This window comes from Microvirgula curvata (assembly GCF_054781615.1).
Genome location: NZ_BAAGUB010000031.1, coordinates 51540 through 66684, shown reverse-complemented (window position 1 = coordinate 66684; position 15145 = coordinate 51540). Strand labels below are relative to the sequence as shown.

Annotated in this window: 11 protein-coding genes; 4 read left to right on the top strand and 7 right to left on the bottom strand. The window is 62.3% G+C overall.

Annotation, left to right across the window (positions count from 1 at the left end; translation table 11 throughout):
• Positions 1 to 76: 76 nt before the first annotated feature.
• From ACYVG8_RS13765 to ACYVG8_RS13755, 3 genes are all read left to right on the top strand, one after another.
• A complete protein-coding gene (locus ACYVG8_RS13765) occupies positions 77 to 982 on the top strand; it encodes a LysR family transcriptional regulator (RefSeq protein WP_460746079.1) in 906 nt (301 codons plus the stop codon).
• Positions 983 to 1105: 123 nt separating this feature from the next.
• Entirely contained in the window at positions 1106 to 1534 is a 429-nt protein-coding gene (locus ACYVG8_RS13760) for a PaaI family thioesterase (RefSeq protein WP_281660323.1), read from the top strand.
• A 242-nt stretch (positions 1535 to 1776) separates the two neighbouring features.
• On the top strand, positions 1777 to 1980 hold the full coding sequence (locus ACYVG8_RS13755) for a hypothetical protein (RefSeq protein WP_146745116.1): 204 nt from the start codon (positions 1777 to 1779) through the stop codon (positions 1978 to 1980).
• Positions 1981 to 2007: 27 nt separating this feature from the next.
• On the opposite strand, the gene ACYVG8_RS13750 is transcribed toward ACYVG8_RS13755, so the two are convergent.
• The 7 genes from ACYVG8_RS13750 to ACYVG8_RS13720 all read right to left on the bottom strand — a co-directional run bounded on the left by ACYVG8_RS13750 (position 2008) and on the right by ACYVG8_RS13720 (position 14932).
• On the bottom strand, positions 2008 to 4500 hold the full coding sequence (locus tag ACYVG8_RS13750) for a two-component system response regulator (RefSeq protein ID WP_460746077.1): 2493 nt from the start codon (positions 4498 to 4500) through the stop codon (positions 2008 to 2010).
• On the bottom strand, positions 4500 to 6284 hold the full coding sequence (locus tag ACYVG8_RS13745) for a PAS domain S-box protein (protein WP_460746076.1): 1785 nt from the start codon (positions 6282 to 6284) through the stop codon (positions 4500 to 4502). The genes ACYVG8_RS13750 and ACYVG8_RS13745 overlap by 1 nt, the downstream gene beginning before the upstream one ends.
• 137 nt (positions 6285 to 6421) lie before the next feature.
• On the bottom strand, positions 6422 to 7951 hold the full coding sequence (locus ACYVG8_RS13740; RefSeq protein WP_460746075.1) for a methyl-accepting chemotaxis protein: 1530 nt from the start codon (positions 7949 to 7951) through the stop codon (positions 6422 to 6424).
• Positions 7952 to 8236: 285 nt separating this feature from the next.
• The gene (locus tag ACYVG8_RS13735; RefSeq protein ID WP_244879582.1) at positions 8237 to 9733 is read right to left on the bottom strand and encodes a YfcC family protein; all 1497 of its coding nucleotides are present in this window, start codon (positions 9731 to 9733) and stop codon (positions 8237 to 8239) included.
• Between the two features lie 551 nt (positions 9734 to 10284).
• Entirely contained in the window at positions 10285 to 11316 is a 1032-nt protein-coding gene (locus tag ACYVG8_RS13730) for a response regulator (RefSeq protein ID WP_107888502.1), read from the bottom strand.
• Positions 11313 to 13334 (bottom strand): PAS domain-containing hybrid sensor histidine kinase/response regulator, encoded by a 2022-nt coding sequence (locus tag ACYVG8_RS13725; RefSeq protein ID WP_199489852.1) that lies wholly within the window; start codon positions 13332 to 13334, stop codon positions 11313 to 11315. The genes ACYVG8_RS13730 and ACYVG8_RS13725 overlap by 4 nt, the downstream gene beginning before the upstream one ends.
• Before the next feature lie 92 nt (positions 13335 to 13426).
• A complete protein-coding gene (locus ACYVG8_RS13720; protein ID WP_460746104.1) occupies positions 13427 to 14932 on the bottom strand; it encodes a methyl-accepting chemotaxis protein in 1506 nt (501 codons plus the stop codon).
• On the opposite strand from ACYVG8_RS13720, the gene ACYVG8_RS13715 reads away from it, so the two are divergent.
• Positions 14834 to 15124, top strand: a complete 291-nt coding sequence (locus ACYVG8_RS13715; protein WP_211249633.1) for a hypothetical protein — start codon at positions 14834 to 14836, stop codon at positions 15122 to 15124. The two genes, ACYVG8_RS13720 and ACYVG8_RS13715, sit on opposite strands and share 99 nt — an antisense overlap.
• The last annotated feature ends 21 nt before the right edge of the window (positions 15125 to 15145 follow it).

Here is a 15145-nt window from a genome sequence, read left to right as displayed (position 1 = left end):
CAGGCCGCCAGTGTAGCCTGTCGAAGAATGGATATAATTCCGCTCAGGGAAAGCCATTCTTTACTTGAGCGCAACAATGAGCGATGTCTCCGATCTGGCCTTCTTTGCCCGGCTGATGCAGTGCGGCAGCCTGAGTGCCACCGCCCAGGAACTCGGCGTAACGCCGCCTTCGGTCAGCCGGCGGCTGTCCGCGCTGGAACAGCGACTGGGCGTGCGGCTGCTGAACCGCACCACCCGCACGCTGGCCCTGACCCACGAGGGCGAGCGTTACCTCGACAAGGGCCGGCATATCCTCAGCGAGCTGGCCGAGCTGGAACGCGAACTGGCCGGCAGCCAGTCGGCGCCGCAGGGCCTGCTGCGCGTCAATGCCACGCTGGGCTTTGGCCGCCGGCATATCGCGCCGGCGGTGTCCGCTTTCGTGCGCGCGTATCCGAAGACCGAAGTACAGCTGCAGCTGAGCGACCGCATGCCGGTCCTCACGGCCGGCGCCTTCGACGTCAGCATCCGCTTTGGCGAACCGCCCGAAGCGCGTCTGGTAGCCAGAAAGATTGTCGCCAATCGCCGCATCCTGTGCGCCGCACCGGCCTACCTCGCTGCCCACCCGCCGATAGTCACCCCGCGCGACCTGAGCCGGCATACCTGCATCGTGGTGCGCGAAAACCACGATGCCTACGGCCACTGGCAGATTCACGCCGGCCAGCGGCAGGAAACGGTCAAGGTTGGCGGTCCGCTGGCGACCAATGACGGCGAAACCGCCGTCAACTGGGGACTGGACGGGCACGGCATCCTGCTGCGCTCGCTGTGGGATGTGGCGCCCTGCCTGCAATCCGGCCGCCTGTGTCAGGTCCTGCCGGACTGGCAGGGCGCGCCGGCCGACATCTGGGCGCTGTATCCGCCCCGGCTCGAACAGTCGACCCGGGTACGGGTGTTCGTCGGGTTTCTGACCGACTACTTTGCCCGGAGCACGATGGCCGCTGGCTGACCGCGACCGGCACCATCCCGCAGACCCGGGCAGCGGGAAGGCCCCGGTCGATGACCGGAGTCCGGCGGCAGTAGCGCTGGCGCCGCCGGCAGGGCACAGTACGGCGATGCAAGGAGGATGAACATGGCAAGCAGGGAAGAAATCGCCGATTTCATAGCGGCTGAATTTCCACAGACGCGAGTGGTCATCGAGGACGTGGGCGACCGGGGTGCCACCGTGTCGCTGGACACCGGAGAGGCCGATCTGCGCCCCGGCGGCACCGTGTCGGGACCGACCCTGATGGCGGTGGCGGATGTCGCCCTCTATGTGGCCGTGCTCGGCGCCATTGGTATCGTGCCGCTGGCGGTGACGACCAGCCTGACCATCAATTTTCTGAGAAAACCCGAATCGCACAAGCGGGTGATCGGCAAGTGCGCGCTGATGAAAGTCGGCAGGAGCCTGGTGACGGGGGAAGTCGCCCTTTATTCTGAAGGTGTCGCAGACCCGGTCGCCCATGTGGTCGGCACGTATTCCGTCCCGCCGTCCGGTGCCAGGCAAACCGGTTCCCGTTGAATCAGGCGGCGGATCAAGGCGGGCTCAGGCAGCTATTCCATTCCGCTTCCGGATGGCCCGCAGCCGGCCATCTGACATGGCCTGATCGGTGGAAAATTTATTTATGAATATATCCGGGCCCTAATGATCGGTGAGGACAATGCATGGGGTCACGGCCTTGCGGCCAGTGACACCGTCTGGAGCGCTGCTGCCCTGTGGCCATGCGTGCCATTTCGTGTTGTCACCTTGCAAAGGATCGATTCATGAGCACCGCCTCCGTCAGCAATACAAACGGGACTTCCCCTGCCCACGCCCCTCACCACAAGCACGGCTCGACTGAAGTCAGAAACCACCGGAACAGTAACGGCGACGCGAACGACAGCAGCAAGCCGGCATCGTCGACGCCGGCCACTTCGGTCAACAGCAGTGGCCAGACAACCGGGAAAGTCATCAACGTCACGGCCTGAATCGTGTCAGCACGCAGCCCTGCCTTGTCAGGAGGCAGGCTGCGAGCCTTCCGCCCCGGGCCAGATCGTGGTGATGAACGGGTCGTGCTGACCGCTCTGCCCGCCGGCAGGCCCGCGGGAAAAATACTGCGCCAGATAGGCGTCGAGCGCACGGGCATCCAGTGGTCGGGCATACAGATAGCCCTGGGCGGTATCGCAGCCGTTTTCCTTCAGGAAATCGGCCTGTTCGGCCTTTTCGACGCCTTCAGCGGTAATGCCCAGCCCCAGGCTTCCGGCCAGCATGATGATGGCCTTGCAGACCGCCGTATCCTGGGCCAGTTCGGGAATGTTGCAGATAAAGGAGCGGTCGATTTTCAGCCGGTCGACCGGCAGATCCTTCAGTACCGCCATTGACGAGAAGCCGGTACCGAAGTCGTCGATGGCGACGGACACGCCCACCGATTTCAGCGCCTTGAGAATGCGCTTGCTGTCCTCCAGCGACTGCAGCACGCTTTCAGTGATTTCCAGTTCGAGCAGGGAGGCCGCCAGCCGGGAGGTGGCCAGCACGTCCTCGATCCCCTGCAGAAAATCCGGCTCGACAAACTGCATCACCGACACGTTGACCGCCACTTTCAGCGGGTGGCCGTAGCGGACATTCCAGCGCCGCGCCTCCTGGCACGCCTGCTGCAGGACCCAGCCGCCGATTTCCTGGATCAGCCCGCATTCCTCGGCGACCGGAATGAAAGTGTCAGGCGGGATCAGCCGGTCCCCGTCCTGCCAGCGCAGCAGGGCCTCGAAGCCGATCAGCGCGCCATCCGTCATCCGGACCAGCGGCTGGTAATGCAGCAGGAAGCGGCGCTCCTTCACCGCCTGCCGCAGTCGCTGCTCCAGCCGCAAGCGTTCGTGAATCTTTTCCGCCATGGACTGGTTGAAAGTGCAAAAGCGGCGCTTGCCGGATTCCTTGGCCTCGTACATTGCACTGTCGGCAGCACTGAGCAGCTTTTCCGCCGTGGTGCCATGCTGCGGATACATGGCGATGCCGATGCTGCAGGTGACGACGATGGTTTCGTCATTGGCCACGATCGGCTGTTCCAGCTTTTCCAGCAGACGGCTGGCCACGATGCTGCAGTCCGCCTCGCTGCTGTGCGGGCAGACGATGAAAAACTCGTCGCCGCCAAAGCGCACCGCAATGTCCGAGCGGCGGATGGTTTCGCGAATGCGCTGTGCCACCACCTTCAGCAACAGGTCGCCGGTGGCATGACCGAGGCCGTCATTGATCAGCTTGAAACCGTCCAGATCGATGAACACCAGTCCGATTTCGCTGCCGTTGATCTCGGCGCGCCGCAGTTCGATCGCCAGTTGCTCATTGAGCAGATAGCGATTGCCGAGTTCGGTCAGCGCATCGTGAAAGGCCATGCGGTTGAGTTCGATCTCCGCCTTCTTGATCGAGCTGACGTCGGTGCAGCCGATGATGAAGTGGGACGGAAACTCGTTGTCGTAGGACACCTGGCAGATATGTTCCCAGGCCGGGAACTGCTCGCCGTTCTTCCGCCGGCACATCACCTCGCCATGCCAGCCCACATCCTGCATCTGGGCGATGCTGTGGTAGAAATCGGGCGTGTGCTTTTTCACGTGCAGCAACTCGTCGATGTCCATGCCGAGGATTTCGATCAGCGAGAATCCGGTCATGCGCAGAAAGGCCGGATTGGCCGATTTGACCAGCCGCTCGGCATCGATGACGGCGATGCCTTCCGCCGTGGACTGGAACACGGCCCCGGCCTGCTGCAGCAGCTGCCCGGACTTGATGCGTTCGGTGATGTCGCGCAGCACGCCGATCTGTTTGGCGTTCTCCTGCCACTGCGGCTCGTACTCCTGCACCGACATTTCCACCCACACCACTTCGCCGTCGTCCGGGGTGATGGCGGTGACCATATCCACCCGCCCCCGGTCCTTGATCAGCTGGTTCAGCCGGCCCTGGTCGGCATGCTCCAGCAGGCGCAGGAACGGCGGGATGACTTCCTGGCGCGGCGCCATGTCCAGTCCGGTGATCTTGCCGAAATACCCCTGCCCGGTGAACAGCGACTGCTGCTTGTCCCACTCCCAGATACCCAGCTGGGCTGTTTCCACCGCCAGCATCAGCAGCTTGCGCTGCTTGTGGACTTCCACTTCCGCCATGCGGCAGGCCAGCGCCATGCGGATGGTGGCATTCAGCTCGCGCAACTCGAACGGTTTGAGCAGATAGCCATACGGCGCGCTCTTTTCCGCCTGCTGCAGGATGATTTCTTCGGCGAAGGCCGTCAGGTATACCACCGGAATGCCCAGTTCCTGACGGATGATCAGCGCGGCTTCAGTGCCGGAAATGCCATCCTCCAGATGGATGTCCATCAGGATCAGGTCGGGCCGGGCCTCGCCGGCAACCACGATCGCCTCCTCGCCGGAGGCGCAGCAGGCCACCACGTCAAAGCCCAGGCTCTGCAGGGCGATTTTCAGGTCCAGCGCGACAATGCGCTCGTCCTCCACAATCTGGATGCGATAGCCCATCACGACTCCCGGATAAGGTCTGGCATGACCATGGTGAAACAACTGCCCTGCCCCGGCCCGGACCGCAGCGTCAACGTGCACTTCAACTGTTCGGCCAGCAGCGGCAGCAACTGGAAACCGAGGGTGGAGGCCGTTCCCAGCTTCACGTCGTCGGGAATGCCCTTGCCGTTGTCCCGGATCTGCACCTGTACCTGCTCTCCGCTGAGCATCACGATTTCCACCGAGCCGGGGCAACCGGGTTCAAAGGCGTGCTTGCAGGCATTGATCACGATTTCGTTCAGGATCAGCCCGAACGGGATGCTGTTCTGCAGTTCGAGAAACGCTTCCTCGCCTTCGCGACGGAAAGTGAGGCTGATATGGGCACCATAGGTCGCACTGACATCGCGCAGCAGATGAATCAGGCGCTCGACATAGACCGACACCGGAATGCGCGAGAAGTCATTGCGCTCATAGAGCAGCTGGTGGATCAGCGCCATCGAGCGCACATGGTTCTGGCTGTCCACCAGCGCCTTGTGCACTTCCGGCGTGGCATTGCGTGACTGCAGACTGAGCAGGCTGGAGATCACCTGCAGATTGTTCTTCACCCGGTGGTGGACCTCACCGAGCAGCACGGTCTTTTCCTGCAGGGCCTTTTCCAGCATCTGTTTGGCGTAATAGCGTTCCGACACATCGGTCACGCAGGCCAGGGTCAGCAGCTCGGCGCCCACCTGCATCGGATTGAGCCCGATCTCGCACGGGAACTGCGAGCCATCCTGACGCCGGGCGAACAGCGGCTTGCGGTTGGCCATGCTGCGCGCCGACGGCTGGCGGAAAAAACCCTGCACATAGTCAACGTGCAGGTGGCGGACATCGTCCGGCAGCAGCTTGCCCATCGACTCGCCGACCAGTTCATTGCGCGTGTAGCCGAACAGTTCTTCCATCCGGGTGTTGATCAGGCGGATCTGCCCGCGGCCGTCAACCATCATCAGCCCGTCCGGGGTGGATTCCACGACCTGGCGGAAATAGGTTTCGCTGATCTCCAGCGCCAGCTCGTTCTGTTTTCTGGCCGTGATGTCGATGGCGGAAGCAACGATATTGACGATATGCCCGCTGCCGTCCCGCAGCGGCGTCAGCATGAAGTCGATGGTCATGCGGCTGTCGTTCTTCATGCGCACGGCCACATCGTAGCGCACCGTCTCGCCGCCCGCCGCCCGGGCGATGGCCTCCTGCAGCCGGGCCTGTGTCAGCGGATCATGGTTCCACCAGTAGCATTCCCAGAATGGCTTGCCCTGCACCGACGACAGCGCCAGCCCGGCCTGCTCCAGTGGCGCCCGGTTGGCCTCCAGCAGCACGCCGTCGACATCCAGCACGCTGACGAAGGTGAACAGCGCGTCCAGCACCTTGCGGACCCGTTCGCTGCCGTTGCGCATGACCTGCTCGGCCTGCTTCTTCAGCGAGATGTCCTCCACCATGGCGATGATGCCGCACACAATGCCGTCGTCATCGAAACGCGGGTGATAGCTGGCATCCCAGAAAGTCATGCAGCCGGAGCCGGCCGGGATTTCCGCGCTGGCCTCGAAATGGCAGCGCGCGGCGCCACTGGTCATCACCTCGTTCATGATGTCTTCCAGTGCGGGACCGATGGCCGGCAGGATATCCCGCGGACGACGACCGAGATGCTGCTGAACGGCCAGTCCGTTCGAATTGGCCAGCCGGCCGTTGATGTGCACATAGCGCAGCTGGCGATCCAGAATCGCAATGCCGGTCGGTGACGCTTCCAGTAGATCTTCTACCCATTTTTCCATCGCCTCACCCCATGCACTTGGACGTCAGCGCCTGACAGTCATTATGGGTAACGGAACAGGGTATTCAAAGAAGCAAATCTCATGGCACGGTCATGGCGCGGCCACGGCCGGACGGGCTCAGGCGCCCTTCAGCCGGCCTACAGGTGCGCCTCGAACCGCTTGACCAGTTGCTGCAGGTCATGCGCCGTGGTGCGGAGCTCGCCCGCGACCTGGTTCACGGTGGCAATGCTCTGGCTGTTCTGCTCGGTCATGGAGCTCATCAGCTCCATGTTCTGGGCCACCTCGGCGGCGGAAGCGGACTGCTGCTTGAGCATGTCGTTGACACTGCCGGATGCCGAGGCCACGCCCTGGTTGGCATCCCGGATCTCGGTCAGGCTGTCGCTGACGGTCTGGATCGCCTGCTCGATCTCGACCACCTGCCTGAGCGCCGCCTCGATATTGCTGGTGACCTGCCCGGTCTGGCTGGTCAGCACGCCGATCGACTGCTCGATATCGCGGGTGTTGCCGGTCGTGCGCTCGGCCAGCTTGCGCACCTCGTCCGCCACCACGGCGAAACCGCGCCCCTGCTCGCCGGCGCGGGCCGCCTCGATGGCGGCATTCAGCGCCAGCAGGTTGGTCTGGTCGGCCAGATCGCGGATCAGGGAGGTGATGGAGCCGATTTCCGTGACCGACTGCTTGAGCAGGGAAATGGAGTCGCGGGTGCTGTTGAACTCCCGCGAGGCGGTCCGGGCTGCCTCCTCCGTCACTTTCATGTTGTCCTCGCCGTTCTCCGCCAGCTGGCTGGCATGACTGGCATGCGCAGCACCAGCACCGGTAGAGGACGAAATCTCGGAAGTTGACACCGCCAGTTGCTCCAGCGCGGCAGCAATCCGGCTGACGCCTTCTAGCGTCTGCTCACCTCTCTTCTGCAGCGCGTCGGACTGGTTGTACGCGGACGTGGCCGCCGCGTTGACGGTGCCGGCGCCGGCCACCACGTCAGAGATCACTGCACGCAGATTGATCCGCATGGTTTCCAGCGATGCCTGCATCTGCTGGATTTCACGGCACCCGGATTTGGCGAACGAGTGGCTGAAGTTGGCTTCGGTCAGCCTGACCAGACCCGCCCGGGTCCGGTTGAGCGGGACGGTAATGCTCCGGTGCAGCAGCCAGGCGGAAATTCCGAGCCACAGGATGCTGCCGAGGTTGAGGATGTCCCGCGTGATTTCGTCCGGCACCAGCAGCTGGGCAATCAGTGCGACGAAGGGGGGCAACAGGCCCACGCAGAGGTACCGGTTCAGGCCCCAGTTCTGCTTCAGGCTGGTGGAGGGGAAGCGGGCGCGCTTTGCCTTCACTTCGGCACAGCATTTTTCCGCATCGATTTTCTGCTGTTGCGTTGGCGGAGTGCGGACGGACATGAAACCGACGGTTTGTCCGTTTTCCGTCAACGGCGTCACATAGGCTTCCACCCAGTAGAAACCCCCGCACTTGCTCCGGTTCTTGACGATTCCCCGCCACGAATGACCCGCCTGGATCGTGCGCCACATGTCTTCGAACGCTTCGGGCGGCATGTCGGGGTGGCGCACGATATTGTGCGGCTGGCCGATCAGTTCTTCCTCGGTAAACCCGCTGATGTCGATAAAGGCCCGGTTCGCATAGGTAATCAGCCCGCCAGGGTCCGTCTTGGTCACGATCGGACGTCTGGGCTGAAGAAAAAGCTCATGCTGCGTTACAGGCAGGTTACTGCGCATCGCGTGCCTCCGTTGCTTTCTGACGACAGAATACGCAATAGCCATTATTGCGGGAAATATTTACATATATAGCATGGCAAATTGAACTGCCTGTTTGCGTTGAAACAACTTTGTGCGTGCCGCGACCGGCAGGATGCGGAACCGGATCAGGGCACAAAAAAAGCCAGGTTCCGCGGGAACCTGGCTTCGGGACGGGCTTGTCAGGCCCGGGGTTTGCTCACGCTACTACGACATCATGACCTGCACCACCAGCATCAGTCCGCCAAAGGCCAGCACGAATCCCACCATCGGGAAGACGAACTTCACCCACTTGTTGAACTGGATGCCCAGCATCTGCAGGGTGACCAGCACCAGACCGGTCGGCGCCAGGTACAGCATCGCGTACTGGCCCCAGTTGTAGGCCGACACCACCACCGAGCGCGGGATGTTAACGGTATCCGCCAGCGGTGCCATGATCGGCATCGACAGCACGGCCAGGCCGGACGACGACGGCACGACAAAGCCCAGCAGCGAGAACACCAGCATCTGCGCCACCGCGAACACCGTGCCGTGCATGCCGGACACCAGGTTGGACGCATAGTCCAGCAGGGTGTCGGAGATCATGCCCTGTTCCATCACGATGTTGATGCCGCGGGCCAGACCGATGATCAGCGACACGGCCACCAGTTCGGATGCGCCGCGGGTGAATGCGTCGACCGCCTCCTTCTCACCCAGTCCGGAGATAAAGATGATGATGATGGCAACGGCAAGGAACGAAGCCGCCATCTGCGGGAACCACCAGCCGCCCGTGGTCACACCCCACACCATGATCGGGAAGGCGATGACGAACAGGGTCAGGATCAGCTTGCGGCGCGTGGTGAACGGCACCACTTCACCGTTGTTGTCGCTCTTCAGGAAGCGGGCGCGGAAGGCTTCACGGTCTTCATAGGTGTAGGAGAACGACGGATCGGCCTTGATGCGACGGCAGTACCAGTACAGGTAACCGATAACGGCCAGACCGCCGACGATGCAGCCAAACACCCGGTAGCCGATACCATCGGTAAAGGTGATGCCGGCCGCGTTGGACGCGATCACCACCGAGAACGGGTTGATGGTCGAGAACGTGGTCCCCATCGAGGCGGCCAGGAAGATCGCGCCGACGCAGACAATGGAGTCATAGCCGAGCGCCAGGAAAATCGGCACCAGTACCGGATAGAAAGCCACCGCCTCCTCTTCCAGACCGCAGGTGGTCCCCCCCAGCGTCATGACCATGCACACCAGCATCACGAACAGGAACTCGTTGCCCTTGGTCTTTTGTGCCAGCACCACCAGCCCGGCATCGAAGGCACCGGTCTTGTTCACCACGCCAATCAGGCCACCCAGCACCAGAATGAACACGATGATGTCGGCCCCTTCAATGGTGCCCTTGACCATGCTGACGGTAATGTCGCCCAGACCCTTTGGCTGCTGCTGCAGACGTTCATACGTACCCGGAATGGCAATCGGCTTGCGAATGGTGCCATCGGCAAATTTGTCGAGACCAATATTGATATTCAGTTTGGTCAACGCTTGCTGGCTGGCAGGTATTTTTTCCGTTACCCCGTGCGGAGTGGTAATTTGCAAAGTATGACTGTCTGACAAATAGGCCAGTCTTGAATATGAACCGGCAGGAATAATCCAGGTCATACCTATCGCCAGCAGCAGAATGGCAAATAAAATGGTGAACGCGGTTGGAAAACGCATCGGTCTTTTTATGCTCAGGGAAGCCATTAGGAACTCCGCATCAAAAGTTGTGCCGAGGCGGGGCTAATGCCGGGCCAGGGGCTTTCCTATGGGAAGGTGCGCATCTGGTGCGGCATATTGCCGACGGGGTGCGCGCTTGTCAGAGAATGTTCTGCTTATTTTTTACCAGACGTTTCTTCTACTAACGGAATTGAGTCTATCGGAGAGTGTACCTGTCGTGATTTGACGTGCCTCAACCCACTTGTCACAAGTCGCCATGTGTTTTTTCATCCAAAGACAACTCGTGGTTTTTATGAAAATCATCGGAAAATACCCGATTCAGGATGTCTTTATTGCATAAGAGCATTATTGACCACGGCGTCGGGCGTTTTTTGATAAAAATTGCGCTTCAGAGCACGCAATCTTTATCGATATCCAGCCTGAATCAGGGAATAAAATTGTTTATGCAAAGCAATCCGCCTCAATGACAATTGCCTATCCGCAAACAGGGGGGTGTCATTGAAAAGGTAAACATGCTAGACGCAGTTCGGCTGCCAGACGCCGGCGCCGGCTCAGACCAGCAGCACGGACGCCGGTGTGCGCGCCGGTTCATGCTCGGCCCACTGCTGCTTGATGCGCAGGATGTCATCCATGCAGCCCGGCAGCAGCGCGGCCAGTTCCGGATCGAAGTGGCGACCGCTTTCGTCCCGGATCAGCGCCAGCGCCTTTTCGACCGGCCAGGCCTGCTTGTAGGGGCGGACGCTGGTCAGCGCATCGAACACGTCGGCAATGGCAACGATTCGCGCCACATGCGGAATGTTCTCGCCGCGCAATCCCTGCGGATAGCCGCTGCCATCCCACTTCTCATGGTGATTCAGGGCAATGATGGCGGCCATCCGCAGCAGGCCCGAGTCATGCTCGCCAATGATCCGCGCACCGATGACCGTGTGCTGGCGCATGATCTGCCACTCGGCGTCGGTCAGCTTGCCCGGCTTCTGCAGAATGGCATCGGGAATGCCGATCTTGCCGACATCGTGCATCGGCGCCGCATGCAGCAGTTCCTCCGCGGCGGACGGACTGTAGCCGGCAGCGAGCGCCAGCACCCGGGCGTAGTGGCTCATCCTGACCACATGCAGCCCGGTCTCGTTGTCCTTGTATTCGGCGGCCATTCCGAGGCACTGCACAATCTGCAAACGCGTTCGGCGCAGCACGTCGGCCTGCACCAGGGACAACTGGTTGCGGACGCGGACCTTGACGATGGCCGGACTGAAAGGCTTGGTGATGTAGTCGACGGCCCCCAGGTCAAAGCCATGCTGTTCGTTGGCCGCCTCCGCCAGCGCCGTCACGAATATCACCGGGATGTCAGCCGTCGCGGCTGACTGCTTCAGCGTCTGGCACACCTCGTAGCCCGACATGCCGGGCATCATGATGTCGAGCAGGATCAGGTCCGGCTGTCCGGTCCGCGCCAGTGCCAGCGCCTTGTTCCCGTCCCGGGCAAACAGCAGCCGGTAGTCGTCCTGCAGGGTATGGCGCAGCAGTTGCAGGTTGACCGGCTCGTCGTCGACCAGCAGCAGGGTCGGTCTGGCATCGTTCTGTCGCATCATGAGTGGCATTCGGCCTGGTCGGACGGCAGGCGGGCCAGCCAGTCCCGGAGCAATTGTTCGGCAAGATCAAAATCGAAGGCATCGACGGCACTGTTCAGCGCCTGCCCGCGCTCCTGCTCGCCCTGCGCCCGGAATCCCTCGCAGACGGCCTGCAGGGACGGGTCGTCCAGTTCACCACGGGCCAGGTAGCCGAGCAGGGTCCGGACCGCATCCTGGACCGCCCGGGGCGAAGCGTCGGGCCATGACGGCGGCACCGGGTCGGCCCGGGTCCGGGCAGCAGGTGCCGGCCGCGCCGACCCGGCCGGTTCGTCGGCCAGCGGCAGCGGCGTCCTGGCAGGAACGGCGGCACGAGCGGTGCGGGGGGACAGAAACGGCTGCTGCAGTCCCAGTACCCTGGCCATCTCCACCAGCAGCCGGGGTACATCCAGCGGCTTCATGGCAAAGCCGTCCATTCCCGCTTCGCGGGCAGCCTCCCGGTCCGTGTCCTGGACACTGGCGGTCAGGGCAATGACCGGTGTCGCCACCCGCCCCTGCTCCCGCTCACAGCTTCTCAGCCTGCGCACGGCCTCCAGACCGTCCATGTGCGGCATGTGCACGTCCATCAGCACAATGTCGAACCGGCCAGCCATGAACTGTTCGAGGGCCTCCTCGCCATTGCGCGCGGTCGTGACCCTGTGCCCGCCCTGCTCCATGATCAGGGTCAGCAATTCGAGGTTCTGTGCCACGTCATCCGCTACCAGAATATGCAGCGGTGGCAGACTCATGGTGCCGATGGTCTGTGCCTTTTCCGCCGGTGCCGAACCGGCCGGCAGCGGCAGCGCCACCCGGAAGACACTGCCGTGCCCCGGCTCGCTTTCAACCTCGATCGTCCCGCCCATCAGCTCGGCCAGTTGCCGGGCAATGGTCGTCCCCAGCCCCGTGCCGCCAAAGCGGCGGCTGATCGAGGTATCGGCCTGGGTGAAGGGCGCAAAAATCCTCGCCAGTTGCTCGGCGCTCATGCCGATCCCGGTATCCCGCACCTCGATGAACAGCCAGCCATCCTCGCGGCGGAAATCGAGGCCGACATGGCCCCGCTCGGTAAACTTGATGGCATTGCCGACCAGGTTGGTCAGGATCTGCTGGACACGCAGCGGATCGCCCACGCAGTACTCGTCCAGATCCGGTGGAAAATGCACCGTCAGTTCCAGTGATCTGGCCTCGGCAGCCAGTCGCATTGACGCCATGACCTGGGTCGCCAGCGCCTGCAGCGAGAAATGGATCTGTTCCAGCCGGAACGCGCCCTTCTCCAGTTTGGTGGTATCCAGGATGTCATTCAGCAGGCCCAGCAGTGAACGGGCCGACTGGCGCACGGTTCCCAGGTGGCGGCGTTGCAGATCAGACAGCTCACCGCCGAGCAGCAATTCGGTAAAACCGATGATGGCATTCATCGGGGTGCGGATCTCATGGCTCATATTGGCCAGAAAGATCCCCTTTGCCGCAGCGGCCTGTTCGGCACGCTCGGCCGCCTCGCGCAGCGAGGATTCCAGCGCCCGGCGCTCGGTCATGTCGGAAACAAAGCCGACGAACAGCGGTTCGCCCGGCAGCTCGACCCGGCCGACGGCAAGCCTCATCGGGACGGAATGCCCGTCCTTGTGCAGACCGGTCACTTCCCGTCCCACGCCAATAACTCTGGCGGCACCGGAATTCAGGTAATTGGCCAGATAGCCGTCATGCTGCGACTGATCCGGCTCCGGCATCAGCATCTTGATATTGTGGCCGATGACTTCACCGGCCGACCAGCCGAAAAGTCGTTCGGCCGACGGATTGAATGCCTGGACGATGCCGCGGCAATTGATGGTAATGATGCCGTCCACTGCCGTCTCGACAATGGCCCGCATGCGCGACTCGCTTTCCTCCTCGCGGAGAAACAGGCGGCGGTAATAAAACAGTCGCTTGATTGCCAGCATGACTACGACCAGGGCAATGACCAGAGCGGACAGCAGTAATGCGATGACGGGATCAGCCGGGAATGAGGGCATGGTATGGCGCTATGCGGAAACCGCACCGGTTTCTGGCACTCGCGAGAGTGCTTTCTTTATTAAGGGAGAACTGCGGGGGGAACAGACTGCACCTATTTGCTCAGACTGGCAATGAAATGCCCGGCGAGAGAATTGAGGTTATCAACCTGCCGGCCCAGTTTTCCGGCTTCGTTTCCGGCTTCCCGGCTGGCATCGACGGCCCGGTTTGCACTTTCCCGCAGTACCCGCATCTGGCTGCTGGTCTGCTCGCTGAGTACGGACTGTTCCGCCATGGCACGATCGACACTGGCTGCCAGTTCATGAATATTGCCCACGGACTCCAGGATCATGCCGAAGGCGCGATCGGTTTCACCGGCCAGGCTGACCGTCTGCTGCGAGGTTTCCACCCCGCCGCTGATCGCCTCGACACAGGCGCGGGTTTCCGTCACCAGCCCCAGAATGATGTCGCGGATATCGCGGGTCGATTCCTGCGTGCGCTGCGCCAGGCTGCGGACCTCGTCGGCAACGACCGCGAATCCCCGGCCGGCCTCCCCGGCCCGGGCCGCCTCGATCGCGGCGTTCAGTGCCAGCAGATTGGTCTGCTCCGCCACATCGGTAATCACGTCGATGACCTTGCTGATGCGCTGATTGCGCTGTTCCAGCGCCGAGACCGTGGCCCGCGTCCCGTCCAGCGACGCAGCCAGCCGGTCGATGGCCTGCACCATGCATTCCAGTTGTTCCCGCCCCTGCAGCGTTGCCTGGCGCGATGCGGTCGAGGCCTCCGCCACCCGGGCCGACGACTGGGCGACCTGGTGCTGACCGTCCAGCATGCTGGCCATGGCACTGGCAATGTGCTCCACATGCTGGCCCTGGCCAAGAATCGCCTGATTCGACTGCTCGACAAAAGCGTCGCTGCGTTTTTTCGAGCGCAGCAGGTAGTGGCAGGTATTCTCCAGCCGGGCGACGATGGCACGCATTTCCGAGGTCCGTGTCAGCAGGCTATAGCGGATGCGCCCCAGCTCATCCCGGCGCCCGCTGTACAGATAGGCCAGATCCGGATGACCCTCGCCCCACGGACTGGCCTCGTTCACCAGCCGGCGAAACGGCGTCAGCAGGGCCATGACGCCGCCGCCGGACGCCACGGCTGCCAGCAGTGCGCTGCCGGCCATCAGCAGGTCTCCCGAACTGGCGGCCAGCCCGGCCAGCGCCGTGGCCGGCATGCCGGCCACCAGCGCCATGCGGGTTCCCCAGGCGCTCTTCTGCCCCGGCATCCGCCATGCCTGCCGCCCCCGACGCCATGTCCGGTACAGCCGTTCGGCCCGGGCCCGGGCCTGCTCGTCCGGCTGCGTGCGCACGGACTGGTACTCGACCACTTGCCCGTTTTTCAGAATCGGCGTGACATAGGCATCAACCCAGTAATAGTCGCCGTTCTTGCAGCGGTTCTTGACCATGCCTTTCCATGAACGGCCGGACTGAATTGTCTGCCACATGTCCCTGAATGCGGCTGCAGGCATATCCGGATGGCGAATGATATTGTGGTGCTGCCCGACCAGCTCCTCGCGGCTGAAACCGGATACGGCAACAAAATCGTCATTGGCAAAGGTAATGTCACCCTGCAAATCCGTCGTAGTGATCAATTGCGCATGGCGAGGATACAGGACCTCTTTCGAGGTAACCGGCTGGTTGTCACGCATGAACAGCTCACTTTCCTTGATGCAGAAACAGGGCACCCCATCCCCATGCCGCAAACGCACACCGCCCTTCCGGGAAAATGCGGAAATCGTCCGGAAAACAGGCACACCACCTTGTAATGGACGCAAAAAAGCATCGAC